Consider the following 20,314-nt stretch of genomic DNA (forward strand, 5'->3'; position numbering starts at 1 on the left):
CCGCCACCCGGCCGTCACCCCGCCCCCGCCGTCCCCCCGCCACCCCGGCGGCGGCCTCAGCCGCCGTACGCCCCGCTCGCGGTCAGCCGCAGCGCCGTGTCGATCAGCGGAACGTGGCTGAACGCCTGCGGGAAGTTCCCCACCTGCCGCTGGAGCCGCGGATCCCACTCCTCCGCCAGCAGGCCCAGGTCGTTGCGCAGCGCCAGCAGCCGCTCGAACAGCCGGCGCGCCTCGTCCACCCGGCCGATCATCGCCAGGTCGTCCGCCATCCAGAACGAGCAGGCGAGGAAGGCTCCCTCGTCGCCCTCCAGGCCGTCCACACCGGCCTCCTCGCCCGCCGTCGGGTAGCGCAGGATGAAACCGTCGGGCGTGGACAGCTCGCGCTGGATCGCCTCGATGGTGCCGATGACCCGCTTGTCGTCCGGCGGCAGGAAGCCCATCTGCGGGATCAGCAGCAGGGAGGCGTCCAGCTCCTTCGACCCGTACGACTGGGTGAAGGTGTTGCGCTCCTTGTCGTAGCCCTTCTCGCACACGTCCTGGTGGATCTCGTCGCGCAGTTCCCGCCAGCGCTCCAGCGGACCGTCCGCGTCCCCGCTCTCGATCAGCTTGATCGTGCGGTCCACGGCCACCCAGGCCATCACCTTGGAGTGCACGAAGTGCCGGCGCGGGCCCCGCACCTCCCAGATGCCCTCGTCCGGCTCGGACCAGTGCGTCTCCAGGTAGCGGATCAGCTTGAGCTGGAGCAGGGAGGCGTAGTCGCTGCGGGCCAGGCCGGTCATGTGGCCCAGGTGCAGGGCCTCGGTGACCTCGCCGTACACGTCCAGCTGGAGCTGGCCGGCGGCGCCGTTGCCGACGCGCACCGGGCGGGAGCCCTCGTAGCCGGGCAGCCAGTCCAGCTCGGTCTCGCCGAGCTCCCGTTCGCCCGCGATCCCGTACATGATCTGCAGGTTCTCCGGGTCGCCGGCCACCGCGCGCAGCAGCCACTCGCGCCACGCGCGGGCCTCCTCGCGGTAGCCGGTGCGCAGCAGCGAGGAGAGGGTGATGGCCGCGTCGCGCAGCCAGGTGTAGCGGTAGTCCCAGTTGCGGACCCCGCCGATCTCCTCCGGGAGGGAGGTGGTCGGCGCGGCGACGATCCCGCCCGTGGGGCCGTACGTGAGGGCCTTGAGCGTGATCAGGGAGCGGACCACGGCCTCCCGGTAGGGCCCGTGGTACGTGCACTGCTCGACCCACTCGCGCCAGAACTCGGCGGTCGACTCCAGGGCCGCCTCGGCGTCGGGAGCCTCGGGCGCGCCGCGGTGCGAGGGCTGCCAGCTGATGCTGAAGGCGATCCGGTCGCCGGGCCCGACGGTGAAGTCGGAGTACGTCGTCAGGTCCTTGCCGTACGTCTGCGCGTCGGTGTCCAGCCAGACCGAGTCGGGGCCGGCGACGGCGACGGTACGCCCGTCGACCTTGTGCACCCACGGCACCACCCGGCCGTAGCTGAAGCGCATCCGCAGGGTGGAGCGCATGGGGACGCGCCCGCTGACGCCCTCCACGATGCGGATCAGCTGCGGCGCGTGGTGCTCGCGCGGCGGCATGAAGTCGATGACGCGGACGTTGCCCCGCGGGGTGTCCCACTCCGACTCCAGCACCAGCGAATCACCGCGGTAGCGGCGGCGGGTGGCAGGCGGGGCGTCGGAGCCGGCCGGGAACGCCGGCCCGATCCGCCAGAACCCGTGATCCTCGGTGCCGAGAATGCTCGCGAACACGGCATGGGAGTCGAAGCGGGGCAGGCACAGCCAGTCCACCGCCCCGTCCCGGCAGACCAGCGCCGCGGTCTGCATGTCCCCGATCAGTGCGTAATCCTCGATGCGCCCGGACACGTGCATCTCCAGTCGAACGGCCACGTCCGCCCCGAAGGGCGCTTGCATTGCGCGTTTGCGCGGTCTCCTGTGTGCAGGGATCTCCGCGTGAGCCCATGATTCCGTATATCGGCTCGGTTAGGCCGTCTGACGGACTGCCCGGCGGTGATGTGTGCAATATCCGAGCAGGATATGACGGCACCCTAGTGATCTTCTCCAGGCCGCGGGCAATGCCGTTCGGCCGAACGGGTGAGCCTCGGGTTCCGCGCCCCGGCGCACTTCGGCGCTCTGCTACGAGCCGTCGACGGCGCGTGGCCGGAGGCGGACCGGCCCGGGCGCTGATAGGCTGGTACCCCGTGGACCGGTGGTCTGCCTGTGCGAATCAGGGGCCCCGAAACCGCAGCTTCGGCGCCCCCTGAGACCCTTCCGGATCGACGGTGGCCGGCGCCGGACGCACCTCACCTCGCGACCACGGGAGCCCCCTCTTGGCGATGCCGCCCAAATCCATGACGACCAAGCACATCTTCGTCACCGGGGGTGTCGCTTCCTCCCTCGGCAAGGGCCTGACGGCCTCCAGCCTGGGTGCGCTCCTGAAGGCGCGCGGTCTGCGGGTCACGATGCAGAAGCTCGACCCGTACCTGAACGTCGACCCGGGCACCATGAACCCGTTCCAGCACGGCGAGGTGTTCGTCACCAACGACGGCGCCGAGACCGACCTGGACATCGGCCACTACGAGCGCTTCCTCGACGTCGACCTCGACGGCTCGGCCAACGTCACCACCGGCCAGGTCTACAACACGGTCATCGCCAAGGAGCGGCGCGGCGAGTACCTCGGTGACACCGTGCAGGTCATCCCGCACATCACCAACGAGATCAAGCACCGCATCCGCCGCATGGCGACCGACGACGTCGACGTCGTCATCACCGAGGTCGGCGGCACCGTCGGCGACATCGAGTCGCTGCCGTTCCTGGAGACCGTCCGCCAGGTCCGCCACGAGGTCGGCCGCGACAACGTCTTCGTCGTGCACATCTCGCTGCTGCCCTACATCGGCCCCTCCGGCGAGCTGAAGACCAAGCCGACCCAGCACTCGGTGGCGGCCCTGCGCAACATCGGCATCCAGCCCGACGCCATCGTGCTGCGCGCCGACCGCGACGTCCCCACCTCGATCAAGCGCAAGATCTCGCTGATGTGCGACGTGGACGAGGCGGCCGTGGTCGCGGCCATCGACGCCAAGTCGATCTACGACATCCCCAAGGTCCTGCACACCGAGGGCCTGGACGCCTACGTCGTCCGCAAGCTCGACCTGCCCTTCCGCGACGTCGACTGGACCGTCTGGGAGGACCTCCTGGACCGGGTCCACAACCCCGACCACGAGGTCAAGGTCGCGCTCGTCGGCAAGTACATCGACCTGCCCGACGCCTACCTGTCGGTGACCGAGGCGCTGCGCGCCGGCGGCTTCGCCAACAAGGCCCGCGTCCAGATCAAGTGGGTCACCTCCGACGACTGCAAGACCCCGGCCGGCGCCGCGGCCCAGCTGTCCGACGTGGACGCGATCTGCGTGCCCGGCGGCTTCGGCGACCGCGGTGTGAACGGCAAGGTCGGCGCGATCACCTACGCCCGCGAGAACAAGATCCCGCTGCTCGGCCTCTGCCTGGGCCTGCAGTGCGTGGTCATCGAGGCCGCGCGCAACCTCGCCGGCATCGAGGACGCCAACTCCACCGAGTTCGACGCCTCCACCCCGCACCCGGTCATCTCGACCATGGAGGAGCAGCTGGCCTTCGTCGAGGGCGCGGGCGACCTGGGCGGCACCATGCGCCTGGGCATGTACCCGGCGAAGCTCGCCGAGGGCTCCATCGTGCGCGAGGTCTACGGCGACCAGGCGTACGTCGACGAGCGCCACCGCCACCGCTACGAGGTCAACAACGCCTACCGCGGCGAGCTGGAGAAGAAGGCGGGCATCGTCTTCTCCGGCACCTCCCCGGACAACAAGCTCGTCGAGTACGTCGAGTACCCGCGCGAGGTCCACCCCTACCTGGTGGCCACGCAGGCCCACCCGGAGCTGCGCTCGCGCCCGACGCGCCCGCACCCGCTGTTCGCGGGTCTGGTCAAGGCGGCCGTGGAGCGGCAGCAGTCCGCGAAGTGAGCGCCTGACCGCATAACGTAGACGGCCGGGGTACGGAAAGATCCGTACCCCGGCTGTCGCGCGTTGTGGAGGGCTTCGGGGCATGAACATCAAGGACACGTCGGAATCCTGGGAGACGCTGTCGAGCCGGCGGCCGTTCCAGGGCGCGAAGACGGCGGTGGACTCCGACGAGGTCCGGATGCCGGACGGCTCGACCGCCCGCCGCGACTACCAGGTGCACCCCGGCTCCGTGTGCGTGCTCGCGCTGGACGAGGAGGGACGGGTGCTGGTCCTCAGCCAGTACCGGCACCCGGTGCGGCGGCGGCTGTGGGAGCTGCCGGCCGGGCTGCTGGACGTCCCCGGCGAGAACCCGCTGCTCGGTGCGCAGCGCGAGCTCTACGAAGAGGCGCACGTCAAGGCGGACGACTGGCGGGTGCTCGTCGACTTCTACGCCTCCCCGGGCGGGTCGGACGAGGCGATCCGGGTCTTCCTCGCCCGCGGCGTCTCCGAGGCGGACGGCGAACGGTACGCCGAGACCGGCTCGGAGGAGGCGGACATGGAGGTGGCGTGGGTGCCGCTGGCGGAGCTGGTACGGGGGATCCTGGCGGGCGAGCTCGGCAACCCGGGGCTCGTGACCGGGGTGCTGGCGCTGTCCGCCGCGCTGGCCTCCGAGGGCGGCGTCGCCGCCCTGCGCCCGGCCGCCGCGCCGTGGCCGGCCCGCCCGTACGAGGCCTGATTCCCAGCCCCGCCCGGGGTACCTCCCGGCGGTGGCTGGGGGAGATCGAGACGCGGGGTCCGGGGCAGGGCCCCGGGGAGCGGCGGAAGGGCGGGTGGGGGACGGCCCCGCGCAGCGGCGATCCCCCACCCGCCGCCACAGACAGCCGCACGGGAAAAAGCCGACCATCCGCTGATCCGATTGGGGGATTTACCCGCCGCGCTCCACACGGGCCGTCGCTCTGCGTGAACTACGCTCGCAATCCGAAGGCAGGGAGAGGAGCGGATCCGTGACGGATTTCGTCGGGCGGCGGCGTGAGCTCAAGGAGCTGCGCGAGGACATCGCACGGACCGGGCTCGACACCCTCTCCGGCCGCAAGGCCAAGGCTCCCCGGGCGCGGGTGCTGCTCGTGGCCGGCCGCCCGGGATCCGGCCGGACCGCCCTCGCCGAGACGTTCGTGCGCGAGGTCGCCGAGCAGTACCCCGACGGCGTGCTGCGGACCCGGCTCACGGCCCCCGGCGGACAGACCGTGGCGACCGAGCGGGCCCTGCGCGGCCTGCTGGCGGCACTGGGCCGGCCCACCCCGCCCGGCGCCGGCGAGGACGAACTCAGCTCCGCCCTGCGCGACGCGCTCCAGGACCGGCGGGCGATCGTCCTGATCGACGACGCGGCCGATCCGCACCAGGTCGACGCCCTGCTCCCGGACACCCCCGACTGCCTCGTCGTGGTCACCGCCGAGGGCCCGCTCACCGGCATCCCCGACGTGCGCCCCTGCACCCTCGGCGGGCTGGACCCGGTCTCCGCCGTCGGGATGCTCGCCCGCCGCATCGGCGACACCCGCGTCACCGCGGACCCGCGGGCCGCCGAGACCCTCGCCGAGGCCTGCGGGGGCCAGCCCGCCGCCCTCGAACTCGTCGGCGGCTGGCTCGCGGCCCGCCCCAAGGCCGCCGTCGCCGACGTGGCCAAGCAGCTCCACGACATGCCCGCCGGCCCCGGCGGGCCGCTCGGCCGCGCCTTCCGGCTCGTCTACGACTCCCTGCCGCAGCCCGCCCAGCGGACCCTGCGCCTGCTGCCGCTGGCCCCCGCCGGCCTCGTCGACTCGCACACCGCCTCCGCGCTGGCCGGCTGCTCCGTGGCCGCCGCCCAGTCCACCCTCGACGACTTCGCCGGGCTGGGACTGGTCCGGCACGCCCCCGACGGCCTGTTCCTGCTGCCCGGCTGCCTCGCGCCGATGCTCCAGGCCCTGCTGGAGACCAAGGAGCGCCCCGCCGAGGTCCGGCTGGCCCGCGCCCGGATGCTGGAGCGGACCGTCCGGCTGCTGCACTCCTGCCGGGCCATGGCGGCCGCCGAGGGCGACGACCTCGACGCCGACCTCCAGGAGCTGATGGACGGCCTCCCGCGCGCCCTGCGCTTCCCCGACCGGCGGGCCGCCGCCGTCTGGCTGGACACCCGGCTGCCGGCCCTCTCCGCCGCCGCCTCCCTGGCGGTGGCCGACGGCGAGCTGGACACCCTCGCCCGCCGGCTCGTCGCGGCCCTCGTACGGGCCCTCGCGGACCACCGGGGCACCACGGAGGCCGCTCCCGAGCTCTACGGGCTGCACCGCCTGGTCCTCGACGTGGCCGAGCGCCGCGACCTGCACCGGGAGCAGGCCGCCGCCCTGCTGAACCTGGCCGACCTGGACGCCGAGACCGGCCGCACCCAGGAGGCCCTGGAGCGGTACCGGGCCGCCCTGAACGCCGGAAGGGCCGCCGGCGACCCGTACGCGACCGGCCGCGCGATGGAATCCGTAGGCGGTGCCTACCAGGAGCTGGCGGACTGGCACCGGGCCGCCGACTGGTTCGGCCGGGCGCTCGCCCAGGCCCTCTCGCGGGGGGAGCGCGCGGACGAGGCACGGCTGTACGGACGGCTCGGCAACGTCCACACGTACGCGGGCCGGTACGGGGACGCGCTGCGCAGCTGGCGGGCCGCCGCCGCGGGCTACCGGAAACTGGCCGATGTCCCGGGGCAGGCCAGGGCGTTGAGCGAGATGGCCCGGATCCAGGAGTACGCCGGCCGGCCCGAGGAATCCCTGCACACCTGCCGCGAGGCGGTGGAGCTGGCGCGCCGGGCCGGCGACCAGCGGCTTCAGGCCGCGCTGCAGGTCCGGCTGGCCGACACGCTGGACCGTCTCGGGGACCCCGCGGCCGCGCGACTGCACCGGTCCGCAGCAGACAGATTGCTGGGAGACGACCCCGCAGCCTGCGAAATCCGCAGTGGATCCGACTGAGATTATTCGTTTGCAAGGCTAGACAGCGACTCATCCTTCATTAAACTGGGTTCACCACGCCATCTCGTGGTGCATCCCGTTGCGCACTCTTGTGGGCGGGTATGTATGGAAGTGCCCCGTTATTTCCCCCTGAGTCAAGGACCGTGATCGACGATGAAGGTCGGCATCCCCCGCGAGGTCAAGAACAACGAGTTCCGGGTCGCCATCACGCCCGCCGGCGTGCATGAGCTGGTCCGCAACGGCCACCAGGTCTTCATCGAGCAGAACGCCGGCGTCGGCTCCTCGATCACGGACGCCGAGTACGTCTCGGCCGGCGCCGAGATCCTCGGCACCGCCGACGAGGTGTGGGCCACCGCCGACCTGCTGCTCAAGGTCAAGGAGCCGATCGCGGAGGAGTACCACCGCCTCCGCAAGGACCAGACCCTCTTCACCTACCTGCACCTGGCGGCCTCCCGCGAGTGCACGGACGCCCTGCTGGAGTCCGGCACCACCGCCATCGCGTACGAGACGGTCGAGCTCGCCAACCGCGCGCTCCCGCTGCTCGCCCCGATGTCCGAGGTCGCGGGCCGCCTGGCCCCGCAGGTCGGCGCCTACCACCTGATGCGCTCGGCCGGCGGCCGAGGCGTCCTGCCGGGCGGTGTCCCCGGCACCCACGCCGGCGAGTGCGTCGTCATCGGCGGCGGCGTCTCCGGCTGGAACGCCGCGCAGATCGCCATCGGCATGGGCTTCCACGTGACCCTGCTCGACCGCGACATCAACAAGCTCCGCGAGGCCGACAAGATCTTCGGCACGAAGATCAAGACGATCGTCTCCAACGCCTTCGAGCTGGAGAAGGCCGTCGTCGAGGCCGACCTCGTCATCGGCGCCGTCCTGATCCCGGGTGCGAAGGCCCCGAAGCTGGTCACCAACGAGCTCGTCGCCAAGATGAAGCCCGGAAGTGTACTTGTCGACATCGCGATCGACCAGGGCGGCTGCTTCGAGGACTCCCGTCCGACCACCCACGCCGAGCCGACCTTCCAGGTCCACAACTCGGTCTTCTACTGCGTCGCCAACATGCCGGGCGCGGTGCCGAACACCTCCACCTACGCGCTGACCAACGCCACGCTGCCCTACATCGTGCAGCTCGCGAACCTCGGCTGGGTCGAGGCGCTGCGCCGTGACCCCGCGCTCGCGCTGGGCCTCAACACCCATGACGGCCAGGTCGTTTACGGTCCGGTCGCCGAGGCCCACGGCCTCGAGACCCTTGAGCTCAGCACGCTGCTCGGCTGACACGTCAACGACTGACGTCAATCTCACGTATCCGGCCGGACCTTGCCCGCAAGGTCCGGCCGGACGCGTTTGCGGAGTGCCCCGAGACCCCGCTCAACTCGCCTCGAACGTAACCCTTTAACCCTTTCGCGCACCCGCGAAACTTCACAGCGACAGCTCGGACGCCCTTGACAGAGTGGTGTTCGGTTGCCGACACATCGTGCCGGGTCCGACGGATTGTGTTGCCGCTGAGTGGTGACACGCCATAGAGTCGCCAACCGTCGGCATGGTGCCACGCTGACCTATCGATAAGTGTCCTGGTCACGTCCGAGGAGGTAAGACGACTTGTGAATGAGTCGACATTTACTCCTGGGGGTGGTGGAGCAGGAGTCCCTGACCGGGGCCAGAGTCCTGCCGGGCTCGAAGCTGTCGGCTCCGTCGCAGTACGCACCTTCGCAAACCACCAGCACATGACGACGCCCCAAAAGAGCATGGACGGCCTAGACGTGAACTCCAGGGCCGGCGACCTGAGCGGCGATACGCCCACGGGATTCGCCGACTACGACAATGTGCCCGAGGGGCACTTCTACGACCCCGACGCGGAGTACGAACCGGACCCCGAGTACGCGGCCACCCTCGCCCCCGACGCTGCCCGCCAGCGCCGTGAGCGGATCGGCCCGACCGGACGCCCGCTCCCGTACTTCCCCATCCCGGGTCCGCTGACCGACCACGGTCCGGCGAAGATCATCGCGATGTGCAACCAGAAGGGCGGCGTGGGCAAGACCACGTCGACCATCAACCTGGGTGCCGCGCTCGCCGAGTACGGGCGCCGCGTGCTGCTCGTCGACTTCGACCCGCAGGGCGCGCTGTCCGTGGGTCTCGGCGTGAACCCGATGGAACTCGACCTGACGGTCTACAACCTGCTCATGGAGCGGGGCATGTCGGCCGACGAGGTGCTGCTCAAGACGGCGGTCCCCAACATGGACCTGCTGCCGAGCAACATCGACCTGTCCGCTGCGGAAGTGCAGTTGGTCAGCGAGGTCGCGCGCGAGTCCACCCTGCAGCGGGCCCTGAAGCCCCTGATGGCCGACTACGACTACATCGTGATCGACTGTCAGCCCTCGCTCGGTCTGCTGACCGTGAACGCCCTGACGGCGGCTCACAAGGTCATCGTCCCGCTGGAGTGCGAGTTCTTCGCGCTGCGCGGCGTGGCGCTGCTGACCGAGACCATCGAGAAGGTGCAGGAGCGGCTCAACCCCGAGCTGGAGCTCGACGGCATCCTCGCCACCATGTACGACTCCCGTACGGTGCACAGCCGTGAGGTGCTGGCGCGCGTCGTCGAGGCCTTCGACGACCACGTCTACCACACGGTCATCGGCCGGACGGTGCGCTTCCCGGAGACCACGGTCGCCGGCGAGCCGATCACGACGTACGCGTCCAACTCCGTCGGCGCCGCCGCCTACCGCCAGCTCGCCAGGGAGGTGCTCGCCCGGTGTCACGCCGAGTGAGTCTGCCCGGAGCCGACGAACTGTTCCGTACGACCGGTGGGATGGCGCTCCAGTCGTCCTCGCCGCGCCGCGGGGCCGACGAGGCGCCCGCCGCGGAACACTCGGCCGCTCCGGCCGGGGGCACGGCGGGAGAGGGCCGCAGCCGGGAGGCTGAGGCCGGTACGGACGCGGGCGGGCCCGTGGTGGGGCAGCCGCGGCGACCGCAGGAAGGTTCTGTCAGTCCGGTCGGGCCGACCGCCGGGGCGGCTTCCGCCCCGGCCGGGGCGACCCGGCGGGGCAAGGGCCAGGGCCGCGGTGCGAACCGGCGGCCCAGCGGTCGTGAACGGCACGACGAGAAGATCACGGTCTACGTCTCCGCCGAGGAGCTGATGGACCTGGAGCACGCGCGGCTGGTGCTGCGCGGCGAACACGGCCTGGCCGTCGACCGCGGCCGCATCGTCCGCGAGGCGGTGGCGGTCGTCCTCGCCGACCTGGAGTCCCGCGGCGACGCCAGCATCCTGGTCCGCCGCCTCCGCGGCCGCTGACCCCCTGCCGGCCCCCTGCCGGCCGCCTGCGGCGCCGCTCAGCCGGGACCGGGCCCCGCAGCGCGGGTGGCGGTTGCGCCCCCGCGCCTGACGTTTGCCGAGAGGCCGCCGACCTGCCGTCGGCGGCCTCTCGCCGTGTGCGGGGCTTCCCGGGCTTCCTGCCCCGCCGCTCGCGGCGACGTCCCCCGCAGCCGAAGCACCTGTGGGGGCGCCGCCGGCGGGGCCGATCGTTCCCCGGGGCGCTGCTCGTCGCGGGCGGCGGTCGCGCGGTCCCGGCCCGCCGGGCGGGGAATCGTTCGGGCAGGGCCTAGGCTTCCTGTGGCCGACCTGCCGTTTCTTCCGTACCCACCTGGACCGCCATGCCCCCCCACCACGACGCCGCCCGCCCGGCCCGCCGGAGCCTGGGGCGCGGCCCGGGAGCGGCCGCCGGGGCCCCGGCCCCCGCTCCGGCCGCGCCGGAGCCGGAGCCGGCCGAGGCGATCGACGGTCCGCCCGGCGGAGCCGCCGGGACCCCGGACGCGGCGGAGTCCGCAGAGGGGCCGCGGGAGCCCGCGGCGGGGCCCGCGGAGGGCGCTGCGGCCGGCACCGCCGCGGGCGACGGCCGGTTCACGCTGCGGCTCGACAACTTCGAGGGGCCGTTCGACCTGCTGCTCCAGCTGATCTCACGGCACAAGCTCGACGTCACCGAGGTCGCGCTGTCCAAGGTCACCGACGAGTTCATGGCGTACATCCGGGCCATGGGTCCCGACTGGGACCTCGACCAGACCACCGAGTTCCTCGTCGTCGCCGCGACCCTGCTCGACCTGAAGGCCGCCCGGCTGCTGCCGGTCGCCGAGGTCGAGGACGAGGCCGACCTCGCCCTCCTGGAGGCCCGGGACCTGCTCTTCGCGCGCCTGCTGCAGTACCGCGCGTACAAGCAGATCGCCGACATCTTCGAGCGCCGCGCGGAGAGCGAGGGCAGGCGCTACCCCCGGACGGTGGGGCTGGAGCCGCACCACGCGGACCTGCTGCCGGACGTCGTCATCAGCATCGGCGCCGAAGGGTTCGCCCGGCTCGCGGTCAAGGCCATGCAGCCCAAGGCCAAGCCCCAGGTGTACGTGGACCACATCCACGCGCCCCTCGTCAGCGTGCGCGAGCAGGCCGGGCTGGTGGTGCGGATGCTGAAGGCGCGCGGGGAGGCCACCTTCCAGGAGCTCACCGAGGACGCCGAGGACACCCTCACCGTCGTGGCGCGCTTCCTGGCCCTCCTGGAGCTCTACCGGGAGAAGGCGGTCGTCCTCGACCAGGAGGAGGCCCTGCGGACCCTCACGGTGCGCTGGAGCGGCGGGGAGGGCGACGGCATGCCGACCGTGACCGACGAGTTCGACCAGATCGTGGAGGTGAAGGATTGAGCAGCGACGTCAGCGCGGTGGCCGCGCTGGAACTGAAGCCGGCCCTGGAGGCCGTCCTCATGGTCGTCGACGAGCCCGCGACCGAGGCGCACCTGGCCAAGGTGCTGGAGCGCACCCCGCGCGAGGTCGCGGACGCGCTGCGGGAGCTCGCCGACGAGTACACGGCCGCCCGCAGGGGCTTCGAGCTGCGGCTCGTCGCGGGCGGATGGCGGTTCTACACCCGGGCGGAGTACGCCCCGGCCGTCGAGGGCTTCGTCCTGGACGGCCAGCAGGCCCGGCTCACCCAGGCGGCGCTGGAGACCCTGGCGGTCGTCGCGTACCGCCAGCCGGTGAGCCGCTCGCGGGTGTCCGCCGTGCGCGGAGTCAACTGTGACGGGGTCATGCGGACCCTCCTCCAGCGCGGTCTGGTGGAGGAGGCGGGGACGGAACCCGAAACAGGTGCGATCCTATACAGGACGACGAACTACTTTCTGGAGCGGATGGGCCTGCGCGGCCTGGACGAGCTCCCGGAGCTCGCGCCCTTCCTCCCCGAGGCGGACGCGATCGAAGCCGAGACGCAAGAAGGTGTGCCGTCGTTCGATCCGGACGCACCGGACACCGATGAAGACGACAAGACGACGGAACTTTGATGCGAAGCAGCGGCAACGGCAACGGTGGCAACAGGAACAGCGGCGGCGGTGGCGGCGGCGGGCGCGGTAACTCCCGCGGCGGCTCCTCCAGCGGCGGCGGTGGCTACCGCGGGAGCGGCTCCGGCGGTGGCAGCCGCGGCGGCAGCTCCGGCGGGTCCGGCGGGTCCCGTGGCGGCTCCTCCTCCGGCGGCTACCGCGGTGGCAGCTCCGGCGGTGGCAGCGGCTCCCGCGGCGGCTACCAGGGCGGCGGTGGCTACCAGGGCGGCGGCTCGGACTCGCGCGACCGCGACCAGCCGGCCCCCCGCATCCGCAACCCCCGCCCGGAGGAGCGCCGCTACGACGTCGGCCCCGAGGGCGAGCGCAGCGGACGCAGCGGCCCCAAGGCGGGCGGCGGCGGTGCCCGCGGCGCCGCGGCGCGCGGTGGCGCCAAGGGCGGTCCCCGGACCTCCCGGACCCCCGGCATCGGCGGCGCCGGCGGCCCGCGCAGCGGCCCGGGCAGCCGTAGCGGCCAGTCCCGCCCGCGCGAGCTGGACGCGCGCATCGAGGAGCGCGTGCGCGACCGGTACGCCGACAAGCCCGTGATCCGGACCCCGAAGACCTTCCCGGGCGCCGAGCAGGAGGGCGAGCGTCTGCAGAAGGTCCTCGCCCGCGCCGGCATGGGCTCGCGCCGCGCCTGTGAGGAGCTCATCGAGCAGGCCCGCGTCGAGGTCAACGGCGAGATCGTCACCGAGCAGGGCAAGCGCGTCCAGCCGAAGGACGAGATCAAGGTGGACGGTCTGACCGTCGCCACCCAGTCGTACCTGTTCTTCGCGCTGAACAAGCCGGCCGGTGTCGTCTCCACCATGGAGGACCCCGACGGCCGCCAGTGCCTCGGCGACTACGTCACCAACCGCGAGACGCGCCTGTTCCACGTCGGCCGGCTGGACACCGAGACCGAGGGCATCATCCTGCTCACCAACCACGGCGAGCTGGCCCACCGCCTCACGCACCCGAAGTACGGCGTGAAGAAGACCTACGTCGCCGCCATCACCGGCTCGCTGCCGCGTGACATCGGCAAGCGGCTCAAGGACGGCATCGAGCTCGAGGACGGCTGGGCGCGCGCCGACAACTTCCGCGTCCTGGACCAGGTCGGCAAGAACTACATGGTCGAGGTGACCCTCCACGAGGGCCGCAAGCACATCGTCCGCCGCATGCTGTCCGAGGCGGGCTTCCCCGTCGACAAGCTCGTGCGGACCTCCTTCGGTCCCATCGAGCTGGGCGACCAGAAGTCCGGCTGGCTGCGCCGCCTGACCAACACCGAGGTCGGCATGCTGATGCGCGAGGTCGGTCTGTAGGACCGCCCGCAGGACCCCGCTCCACCGGAAGAGCCCGCAGTGCCCACGGCACTGCGGGCTTTTCCCTTGCCCCGGCCCCGCACCCCTGTTTATAGTCACAGTGACTATTAAAGGAAGTGGGGCTCGGCATGAACTGGACCTTGAGCTGGACCGAGGTGCTCGGCTTCGCCACGGGCGCCCTGTGCGTCTGGCTGGTGGCCCGTCAGCACATCGCCAACTGGCCGATCGGGATCGCCAACAACGTCTTCTTCATCGTGCTCTTCGCCCAGGCCGGCCTGTACGCCGACGCCGGGCTCCAGATCGTCTTCATCGCCCTGGCCGCGTACGGCTGGTGGTCCTGGACCCACGGGGGTGGACCAGGAACCGCCCAAGCCCTGCCGGTGCGCCGCACCACGCGCACCGAATGGGCCTGGCTGGCCGCCGCCGGGGCGGTGGCGACGCTCGGCCTGACCCTGCTCCTCGCCCGGGCCACCGACTCCACCGTCCCCTTCTGGGACGCGGCCACGACCGTGCTCTCCCTCGCGGCGACCTACGGCCAGTGCCGCAAGCTCGTCGAGTCCTGGTGGCTGTGGATCGCCGCGGACCTCGTCTACGTCCCCCTGTACGTCTACAAGGGGCTCCACCTCACCGCCCTGCTCTACGTCGGCTTCCTCGCGCTGTGCGTCGTGGGCCTGCTCGGCTGGCGGAGGTCGCTCCCGGAGCGCACCGCCCCCGCGGCGGCCGTGGAGGCGACGGCATGAGGCGCTTCGGCCACGGGCTGGTGCTCGGCAAGTTCTACCCGCCGCACGCCGGCCACCACCACCTGGTGCGCACCGCCCAGGACCGCTGCGAGCGGCTGACCGTCCTGGTCTGCGCGGCCTCCGTGGAGTCCGTGCCGCTCGCCGACCGCGTCGCCTGGATGCGCGAGGCCCACCCGGACGCGGACGTCGTCGGAGCCGTCGACGACATCCCCGTCGACCTGCACGATCCGGCGGTCTGGGAGGCCCACATGGCGATCTTCCGGGCCGCGGTCGGCCGGCCCGTCGACGCCGTCTTCACCTCGGAGGAGTACGGGACCGAACTCGCCCGCAGGTTCGGCGCCGAGGAGGTCTGCGTGGACCCCGCGCGGACCCTCTTCCCGGTGTCCGGGACGGCCGTCCGGGCCGACCCCGCCGCCTGCTGGGACTTCCTGGGACCCGCCGTACGGGCCCGCCTCGCACGCCGCGTCGTCGTACTCGGCGCCGAGTCCACCGGGACGACGACGCTGTCCCGGGACCTGGCCGCGCACCTGCGGGCGCGCGGCGGGGTCTGGTCGGCGACCGGCTGGGTCGCCGAGTACGGACGCCGCCACAGCGAGGACAAGCTCGCCGCGGCCAGGGCCGCCGACCCGGGCGCCACGTGGGCGGACGTCACCTTCACCTCGGAGGAGTTCCCGCTGATCGCCCGCCGCCAGGACGCGGAGGAGGAGCGGGCCGCCCGCCAGGGCTCCCCGGTGCTGATCTGCGACACCGACTCCTTCGCCACCGGCATCTGGCACGAGCGGTACATGGGCGGCCGCAACGCCGAGGTCGAGCGGATCGCCTCCCGCACCCACCGGGACCTCTACCTGCTGACCGAGGACGCCGACGTGCCCTTCGAGGACGACGGACTGCGCGACGGCCCCCAGCTCAGACCCTGGATGACCCGGCGGTTCCGCGAGGAGCTGGAGGCGACCGGACGGCGCTTCCTGTCCCTGCGCGGGGACCGGCGGGAGCGGCTGGCCACGGCCGTGGCGGCCGTGGACGAACTGCTCGCCGAAGGCTGGCGGTTCGCCGACCCGCTCCCGGAGAACCGATGAGCGGCGCGCCGGAGCCGGGCTATGACCCGTACGCCTTCGAGCCGTTCGCGGTGACCGTCGACCTCGCCGTGTTCACCGTGCGCGGCGGCGCCCTGCACGTGCTGCTGATCCGGCGCGGCCAGGAGCCGTTCGCGGGCGCCTGGGCGCTGCCCGGCGGGTTCGTCCTGCCCAGGGAGTCCGCAGAGACGGCCGCCCGGCGCGAACTGGCCGAGGAGACCGGCCTGCCGCAGCAGGTCGTGGCCGACCTGCACCTGGAGCAGCTGCGCACCTACAGCGAGCCGGACCGCGATCCCCGGATGCGGGTCGTCTCGGTGGCCTTCACCGCCCTCGTCCCGGACCTGCCGGAACCGGCGGCGGAAGGCGGCGGGGACGCGGCCCAGGCCCGCTGGCTGCCCCTGGGGCAGGCCCCGGACCTGGCCTTCGACCACGCGGCGATCCTGGCCGACGCACGGGTACGGATCCGCTCGAAGCTGGAGTACACCTGCCTGGCCACCGCCTTCTGCCCGCCCGAGTTCACGCTCGGCGAGCTCCTGGCCGTCTACGAGACCGTCTGGGACACCGTCCTCGACCGCCCCAACTTCCGCCGCAAGGTCCTCACGACGCCCGGGTTCGTCGAGGCCGTACCGGGCGCCGCCCGGCTCACCGGAGGCCGCGGCAAACCGGCCGCCCTCTACCGGGCCGGCCCGGCGACCGCCCTCCACCCACCCCTGCTCCGACCGGAAGGACCCACCCGATGACGAAGCGAGCCGCGACCGGCGCGCTGGTCGGCCTGGCCCTCGGCGACGCCCTGGGCTTCCCGACCGAGTTCAACGACGTTCCCGCGATCCTCGCCAAGACGGGCCCGTGGCGCGAGATGCGCCTGCCCCGCCCGGCGATCGTCACGGACGACACCCAGATGACGCTCGCCCTGGCGCGCGGCATACGGACCGCGACCGACCGCGGCAGGGTGGGCCCGCTGCGTCTGACCCGCCCGGTCCGGGAGGAGTTCGTCGACTGGTACCACTCCCCGGAGAACAACCGGGCGCCCGGCAACACCTGCCTGCGGGCCTGCGCCCTGCTGAACGACCCGCAGCGCGACTGGCACGACGCCAGCCAGACCGGCTCCAAGGGCTGCGGGGCGAACATGCGGGTGGCCCCCGTCGGGCTCGTCCCCGGCTGGACCGACGAGGAACGGGCCGGAGCGGCCCAGCTCCAGTCCGCCCTCACCCACGGCCACGCCACGGCGCTCGCCGCCTCCGACCTGACCGCACGGGCGGTGCACCTGCTGGCCTCCGGCACCGAGGTCACCGGCCTCGTCGGGCGGCTGCGCTCGTACGCCCTGGAGAACCGCACCCGCTACCACGAGCGCTGGCTGGGCGACCTCTGGATGCGGACCGCCTCCGACGCCACCGCGGAGTCCTTCATCGCGCGCGGCTGGGACGAGTGCCTGGCGGTGCTGGACCGGCTCGCGGCCGCCCTGCGCTCCCCGTCCCCGGAGACCGACCCCTGCCTGACCACCGGCGACGGCTGGATCGCCGAGGAGGCCCTCGCCACCGCCCTGCAGTGCTTCCTGCTCTTCCCCGAGGAACCCCTGACGGCGCTGCGCCGCGCCGCCTGCACGAAGGGCGACTCCGACTCCATCGCCTGCCTCGCCGGCGCCTTCGCCGGAGCCCACCTCGGAGCGGACGTCTGGCCGCGCGAATGGGAGGGCCGCATCGAGTACCGGGACGAACTCCTGGCCTTCGGCGCCCTCTGGGATGCTTGATCCATGCTGGACGCCCTGAGTATCGACCTGACCCCCGTCGTGGCCGAGCAGCCCGACCCGCTGCTCTTCGCCACCGTCTCGGGAGCCCACCTGTACGGCTTCCCGTCGCGGGACTCCGACATCGACCTGCGAGGGGCGCACCTGCTGCCGGTCGAGGACCTCCTGGGCCTGCGCGAGCCGGAGGAGACCCGCACCCGCATGTGGGACCGGGACGACGTGGAGATGGACCTCGTCACGCACGACCTGCGCAAGTTCGTCCGCCTGATGCTCAACCGCAACGGCTACGTACTGGAGCAGCTGCTCTCCCCGCTCGTCGTCCACACGACGCCGGCGCACGAGGAACTGGTCGCCCTGGCGCCGGGCGTCCTGACCTCCCACCACGCCCACCACTACCGGGGGTTCGCGAACACCCAGTGGCGGCTGTTCGAGAAGGCCGCCGAACTCAAGCCGCTCCTCTACGCCTTCCGGGCGCTGCTCACCGGCATCCACCTGATGCGGTCGGCCGAGGTGCAGGCGCACCTGCCGACCCTGCTGACCGAGGTGCCGGAGGCGCCGCCGTACCTCGCCGCCCTGATCGAGGCGAAGACGGCCGCCGAGCACGGGGGCTACGAGGGCCCGCCCGTCGCCGCGGTCCGGAAGGACTTCGAGGCGCTGCACGCCGTGCTGGACACCGCGCAGGCGGCCACCGCGCTGCCCGAGCACGGGTCGGCGTACGACGCGCTGGACGCCTTCGTCGTCCGGCGGCGGGCCCCGGGGGGCCTACGCGGCTGACACGACCTACGCGGCTGACGCGGCTGACGCGGCTGACGCGGCTGACGCGCGCCGGGCGCGGACGAGGAAGTCCTCCACCCGGGCCCGGTCCGGTTCCTCCGGCAGGGGGGTGCCGGCCAGGGCCTTGTCCGTCTCCTCCTGCAGGCCCGTCATCCAGGCGTCGACCTCGTCCCAGGTGAGCTCCCCGCGGCGCACCGCGAGGAGGCGGTCGCGGTACGGGCCCGCGTCGATGGTCAGAGTGCCGGTGCGCAGCAGGTCGCGGCAGGACAGCAGCAGGCGCAGCAGGTGCATGGCGTGCTTCCAGCGCGGCGCGCCGTGGACGCGGACGTCCGCGAGGAGTTTGCCGTGCTGGGAGGCCGCGTACCGGCTGAAGCTGGTGTGGGCGCGGCGGGAGAGGAAGGCCGCGCGCAGCGAGAGCAGCTCCGCGCCGACCGGACCGACGTGCTCCACCAGGGGTGAGTGCAGGCACTCCAGGATGTTCGGGTTGGCGCGCAGGGCGAGTTCGCAGAAGCGCTCCAGCTCCCAGGAGAACTCCTCGTCCCGAGGCCCCTCCACGTGCGTGGGGGGCTTGGCGAACCCCCAGAACAGCGGCGTCGGGGCGAGGTAGACACCACGCCGGTCGGTGTCGCTGGTCTCCGTGGCCAGCCCGAAGGCCCGGGAGCCCACCACGCACCGGTAGACCGTGTGGTCCCGTACCAGCGTCAGATCGTCCATCCCGGGAGCCTACGCCAGGACGCTCCCGCCCTGCCGGGCCGTTTCCGCGGGCCGGCAGGGCCGTGAGCGCCTCTCTGGGGGAGTGTCGCTACGCGAGCGTGATGTTGCCGTCCGCCGCGACCGTGATCTTCTTCTCGGCCAGGCCCTTGGTGGCCGGTCCCTTGACCACCGCGCCGTCCGTGTCCTTGAACTCGCTGCCGTGGCAGGGGCAGTCGATGGTGCCGTCCGCCACCTTGTTCACCAGGCAGCCCTGGTGGGGGCAGACCGCCGTGAAGCAGCGGAAGGAGCCCTTCGTGGGCTGGGTGACGACGAGCTTCTCCTCCTTGAGGACCTTGCCGCCGCCCACGGGCACGTCCGCCGCCTTCGCGATGGACTTCCCGCCGCCGGCACCGCCCGCCGAGGGGGTGGCCGCCGGGGCGGACCCCGCTGGCGGGGTGGCGGCGTTCGGCTCGCCCGACGAGGTCTTCTCGCCGTCGCCGCCTCCGCTGCCGCAGGCGGTGAGCGCACCGCCGGCCAGGGCGGCCGCACCGGCCACCAGTACCTTGCGCCGGACGGTTTGCGTGGGGTCGCTCATCAGTCTCTCCTCGCTCTGTGGCCGGATCGGCGTGCAGCATCCTGGCCTGCGGCGGGCCTCGGGTGAAGCCCGCCGCGCCGTTTCACGGGCCCGGCTGCCACGGTGTCAGTGAGGCAGGTGTGCCGGGTGTGCGTACGACCTCCCACACGTGGATCACGGCGTCCCGGTTCAGCGGTCCGAAAACATGTGGGAATCGGCCACCGGAATCACCCTCCCGGCGGACCTCCGCGGTCAGCGCGTCCTCGTCGAGCTCGACCGCCAGCAGGGTTCCCGGCTGCGCGCGGTAGTGCGAGTCGACGATGCCGAGCGCCGTCGCACGGTCCGCCGAACAGTGCACGAATCCCTCGGAGTCCAGCGAGGGCGGGGCGAACGGCAGCTCGGGCGCGGCGGTCCAGTCCGCGAGCGGGACGATGTGGAAGATCATGACGATCGTTCTACCGCAAGGGGAGCGGGCCCGGGTGCCAGGTGGCGACCCCATCCGGTATGGGCGACATTGTCCGTGTCTCGAAGCCGGGTACGGCGCTGTCCGCGCGACCCGGCCCTCCTGCGAAAGGCATGACGATGGCAGGTGACGACCTCGGCGGTCTCCTCGGAGGTCTTCTCGGCGGCGGCGGCCAGGGCGGTGGCGGCGGTGGCGGAGGCAACATCCTCGGCGCCCTGCTCGGCGCGCTCATGGGCGGCGGCGCCGGCGGAGCACGGGCGGGCGGCGGCGCCGACAACCCGCTCGGCGGCCTCCTGGACATGCTGACCAAGTCCGGCCTGGCCGACCAGGCGCAGTCCTGGATCGGCACGGGCCAGAACCAGTCGGTCAGCGGCGCGCAGATCAGCGAGGCCCTGCCGGACGAGACCCTCCAGAAGGTCGCGGCCCAGACCGGCGTCTCCCCGGAGCAGGCCGCGGACGAGATCGCGCAGGCCCTGCCGGAGGCGGTCGACCAGCTGACACCGGGCGGAGAGATCCCCTCCGGTTCCCTGGAGGACATCATCAGGCAGCAGAAGCTCTGAAGGTTGCGCGGGCGAGGGCCCGGCCGCCGTCCCACTGGGCGGGCAGCCGGGCCCTCGCGGCGTACCGTCTGGCTACCCTGAGTCAGAACCTGTCGTCACGCACCCGTGGAGCGC

At 72.6% G+C, this 20,314-nt stretch carries 19 protein-coding genes; 15 read left to right on the top strand and 4 right to left on the bottom strand.

The window, feature by feature from the left end:
• Positions 1 to 56: 56 nt before the first annotated feature.
• Positions 57 to 1,886 (bottom strand): glycoside hydrolase family 15 protein, encoded by a 1,830-nt coding sequence (locus tag IG86_RS0131125; RefSeq protein WP_030831199.1) that lies wholly within the window; start codon positions 1,884 to 1,886, stop codon positions 57 to 59.
• A gap of 446 nt (positions 1,887 to 2,332) precedes the next feature.
• Here IG86_RS0131125 and IG86_RS0131130 point away from each other — a divergent pair, with 446 nt between their 5' ends.
• From IG86_RS0131130 to IG86_RS0131195, 14 genes are all read left to right on the top strand, one after another.
• Positions 2,333 to 3,985 carry a CTP synthase gene (locus IG86_RS0131130; protein ID WP_030661268.1) on the top strand — a complete coding sequence of 551 codons (1,653 nt, stop codon included), beginning with the start codon at positions 2,333 to 2,335 and terminating at the stop codon, positions 3,983 to 3,985.
• A gap of 82 nt (positions 3,986 to 4,067) precedes the next feature.
• Positions 4,068 to 4,700, top strand: coding sequence for an NUDIX domain-containing protein (locus IG86_RS0131135; protein ID WP_030831196.1), 633 nt, complete (start codon positions 4,068 to 4,070; stop codon positions 4,698 to 4,700).
• Positions 4,701 to 4,968: 268 nt separating this feature from the next.
• Positions 4,969 to 6,945 (top strand): tetratricopeptide repeat protein, encoded by a 1,977-nt coding sequence (locus IG86_RS0131140; protein ID WP_244306171.1) that lies wholly within the window; start codon positions 4,969 to 4,971, stop codon positions 6,943 to 6,945.
• Between the two features lie 153 nt (positions 6,946 to 7,098).
• Positions 7,099 to 8,214, top strand: coding sequence for an alanine dehydrogenase (ald, locus tag IG86_RS0131145; RefSeq protein WP_030720084.1), 1,116 nt, complete (start codon positions 7,099 to 7,101; stop codon positions 8,212 to 8,214).
• Positions 8,215 to 8,663: 449 nt separating this feature from the next.
• On the top strand, positions 8,664 to 9,701 hold the full coding sequence (locus IG86_RS0131150) for a ParA family protein (RefSeq protein WP_225884681.1): 1,038 nt from the start codon (positions 8,664 to 8,666) through the stop codon (positions 9,699 to 9,701).
• The gene (locus IG86_RS0131155; protein ID WP_078906096.1) at positions 9,686 to 10,225 is read left to right on the top strand and encodes a hypothetical protein; all 540 of its coding nucleotides are present in this window, start codon (positions 9,686 to 9,688) and stop codon (positions 10,223 to 10,225) included. The genes IG86_RS0131150 and IG86_RS0131155 overlap by 16 nt, the downstream gene beginning before the upstream one ends.
• A 359-nt stretch (positions 10,226 to 10,584) precedes the next feature.
• Entirely contained in the window at positions 10,585 to 11,616 is a 1,032-nt protein-coding gene (locus tag IG86_RS0131160; RefSeq protein WP_030901380.1) for a segregation and condensation protein A, read from the top strand.
• Complete coding sequence (gene scpB / locus IG86_RS0131165) at positions 11,613 to 12,245, top strand: SMC-Scp complex subunit ScpB (protein ID WP_030831184.1); 633 nt, start codon at positions 11,613 to 11,615, stop codon at positions 12,243 to 12,245. The genes IG86_RS0131160 and scpB overlap by 4 nt, the downstream gene beginning before the upstream one ends.
• Positions 12,245 to 13,579 (top strand): pseudouridine synthase, encoded by a 1,335-nt coding sequence (locus IG86_RS0131170; RefSeq protein WP_030831181.1) that lies wholly within the window; start codon positions 12,245 to 12,247, stop codon positions 13,577 to 13,579. Before scpB ends, IG86_RS0131170 begins: the two co-directional genes overlap by 1 nt.
• Before the next feature lie 128 nt (positions 13,580 to 13,707).
• A complete protein-coding gene (pnuC, locus tag IG86_RS0131175; RefSeq protein WP_037943348.1) occupies positions 13,708 to 14,319 on the top strand; it encodes a nicotinamide riboside transporter PnuC in 612 nt (203 codons plus the stop codon).
• Positions 14,316 to 15,395 (top strand): AAA family ATPase, encoded by a 1,080-nt coding sequence (locus IG86_RS0131180; protein WP_030831178.1) that lies wholly within the window; start codon positions 14,316 to 14,318, stop codon positions 15,393 to 15,395. The genes pnuC and IG86_RS0131180 overlap by 4 nt, the downstream gene beginning before the upstream one ends.
• Positions 15,392 to 16,132 carry an NUDIX hydrolase gene (locus IG86_RS0131185; protein WP_030831175.1) on the top strand — a complete coding sequence of 247 codons (741 nt, stop codon included), beginning with the start codon at positions 15,392 to 15,394 and terminating at the stop codon, positions 16,130 to 16,132. Before IG86_RS0131180 ends, IG86_RS0131185 begins: the two co-directional genes overlap by 4 nt.
• Entirely contained in the window at positions 16,129 to 17,139 is a 1,011-nt protein-coding gene (locus IG86_RS0131190; RefSeq protein WP_030901387.1) for an ADP-ribosylglycohydrolase family protein, read from the top strand. Before IG86_RS0131185 ends, IG86_RS0131190 begins: the two co-directional genes overlap by 4 nt.
• 3 nt (positions 17,140 to 17,142) lie before the next feature.
• Positions 17,143 to 17,910: a nucleotidyltransferase domain-containing protein gene (locus tag IG86_RS0131195; RefSeq protein ID WP_030831171.1), complete on the top strand. Its 768-nt coding sequence runs from the start codon at positions 17,143 to 17,145 to the stop codon at positions 17,908 to 17,910.
• A gap of 6 nt (positions 17,911 to 17,916) precedes the next feature.
• On the opposite strand, the gene IG86_RS0131200 is transcribed toward IG86_RS0131195, so the two are convergent.
• From IG86_RS0131200 to IG86_RS0131210, 3 genes are all read right to left on the bottom strand, one after another.
• On the bottom strand, positions 17,917 to 18,624 hold the full coding sequence (locus IG86_RS0131200; RefSeq protein WP_030901389.1) for a nucleotidyltransferase domain-containing protein: 708 nt from the start codon (positions 18,622 to 18,624) through the stop codon (positions 17,917 to 17,919).
• 88 nt (positions 18,625 to 18,712) lie between these two features.
• Positions 18,713 to 19,198 (bottom strand): Rieske (2Fe-2S) protein, encoded by a 486-nt coding sequence (locus tag IG86_RS0131205; RefSeq protein WP_030901391.1) that lies wholly within the window; start codon positions 19,196 to 19,198, stop codon positions 18,713 to 18,715.
• An 82-nt stretch (positions 19,199 to 19,280) separates the two neighbouring features.
• Entirely contained in the window at positions 19,281 to 19,622 is a 342-nt protein-coding gene (locus IG86_RS0131210; RefSeq protein WP_030901394.1) for a DUF952 domain-containing protein, read from the bottom strand.
• 59 nt (positions 19,623 to 19,681) lie between these two features.
• Between IG86_RS0131210 and IG86_RS0131215 the strand changes: the two genes are divergently transcribed.
• Entirely contained in the window at positions 19,682 to 20,200 is a 519-nt protein-coding gene (locus IG86_RS0131215; RefSeq protein WP_385873626.1) for a YidB family protein, read from the top strand.
• The last annotated feature ends 114 nt before the right edge of the window (positions 20,201 to 20,314 follow it).

Origin of the sequence: Streptomyces virginiae, from assembly GCF_000720455.1 — a bacterium.
Lineage (GTDB): Bacteria > Actinomycetota > Actinomycetes > Streptomycetales > Streptomycetaceae > Streptomyces > Streptomyces virginiae.

Bases quoted from the DNA above. Each gene is read 5' to 3' on its own strand.
- IG86_RS0131205 (WP_030901391.1), bottom strand. From the start codon at position 19,198: ATGAGCGACCCCACGCAAACCGTCCGGCGCAAGGTACTGGTGGCCGGT.
- pnuC (WP_037943348.1), top strand. From the start codon at position 13,708: ATGAACTGGACCTTGAGCTGGACCGAGGTGCTCGGCTTCGCCACGGGC.
- ald (WP_030720084.1), top strand. From the start codon at position 7,099: ATGAAGGTCGGCATCCCCCGCGAGGTCAAGAACAACGAGTTCCGGGTC.
- IG86_RS0131135 (WP_030831196.1), top strand. From the start codon at position 4,068: ATGAACATCAAGGACACGTCGGAATCCTGGGAGACGCTGTCGAGCCGG.
- IG86_RS0131180 (WP_030831178.1), top strand. From the start codon at position 14,316: ATGAGGCGCTTCGGCCACGGGCTGGTGCTCGGCAAGTTCTACCCGCCG.
- IG86_RS0131195 (WP_030831171.1), top strand. From the start codon at position 17,143: ATGCTGGACGCCCTGAGTATCGACCTGACCCCCGTCGTGGCCGAGCAG.
- IG86_RS0131130 (WP_030661268.1), top strand. From the start codon at position 2,333: ATGCCGCCCAAATCCATGACGACCAAGCACATCTTCGTCACCGGGGGT.
- IG86_RS0131160 (WP_030901380.1), top strand. From the start codon at position 10,585: ATGCCCCCCCACCACGACGCCGCCCGCCCGGCCCGCCGGAGCCTGGGG.
- IG86_RS0131210 (WP_030901394.1), bottom strand. From the start codon at position 19,622: ATGATCTTCCACATCGTCCCGCTCGCGGACTGGACCGCCGCGCCCGAG.
- IG86_RS0131150 (WP_225884681.1), top strand. From the start codon at position 8,664: ATGACGACGCCCCAAAAGAGCATGGACGGCCTAGACGTGAACTCCAGG.
- IG86_RS0131200 (WP_030901389.1), bottom strand. From the start codon at position 18,624: ATGGACGATCTGACGCTGGTACGGGACCACACGGTCTACCGGTGCGTG.
- IG86_RS0131190 (WP_030901387.1), top strand. From the start codon at position 16,129: ATGACGAAGCGAGCCGCGACCGGCGCGCTGGTCGGCCTGGCCCTCGGC.
- IG86_RS0131185 (WP_030831175.1), top strand. From the start codon at position 15,392: ATGAGCGGCGCGCCGGAGCCGGGCTATGACCCGTACGCCTTCGAGCCG.
- IG86_RS0131170 (WP_030831181.1), top strand. From the start codon at position 12,245: ATGCGAAGCAGCGGCAACGGCAACGGTGGCAACAGGAACAGCGGCGGC.
- IG86_RS0131215 (WP_385873626.1), top strand. From the start codon at position 19,682: ATGGGCGACATTGTCCGTGTCTCGAAGCCGGGTACGGCGCTGTCCGCG.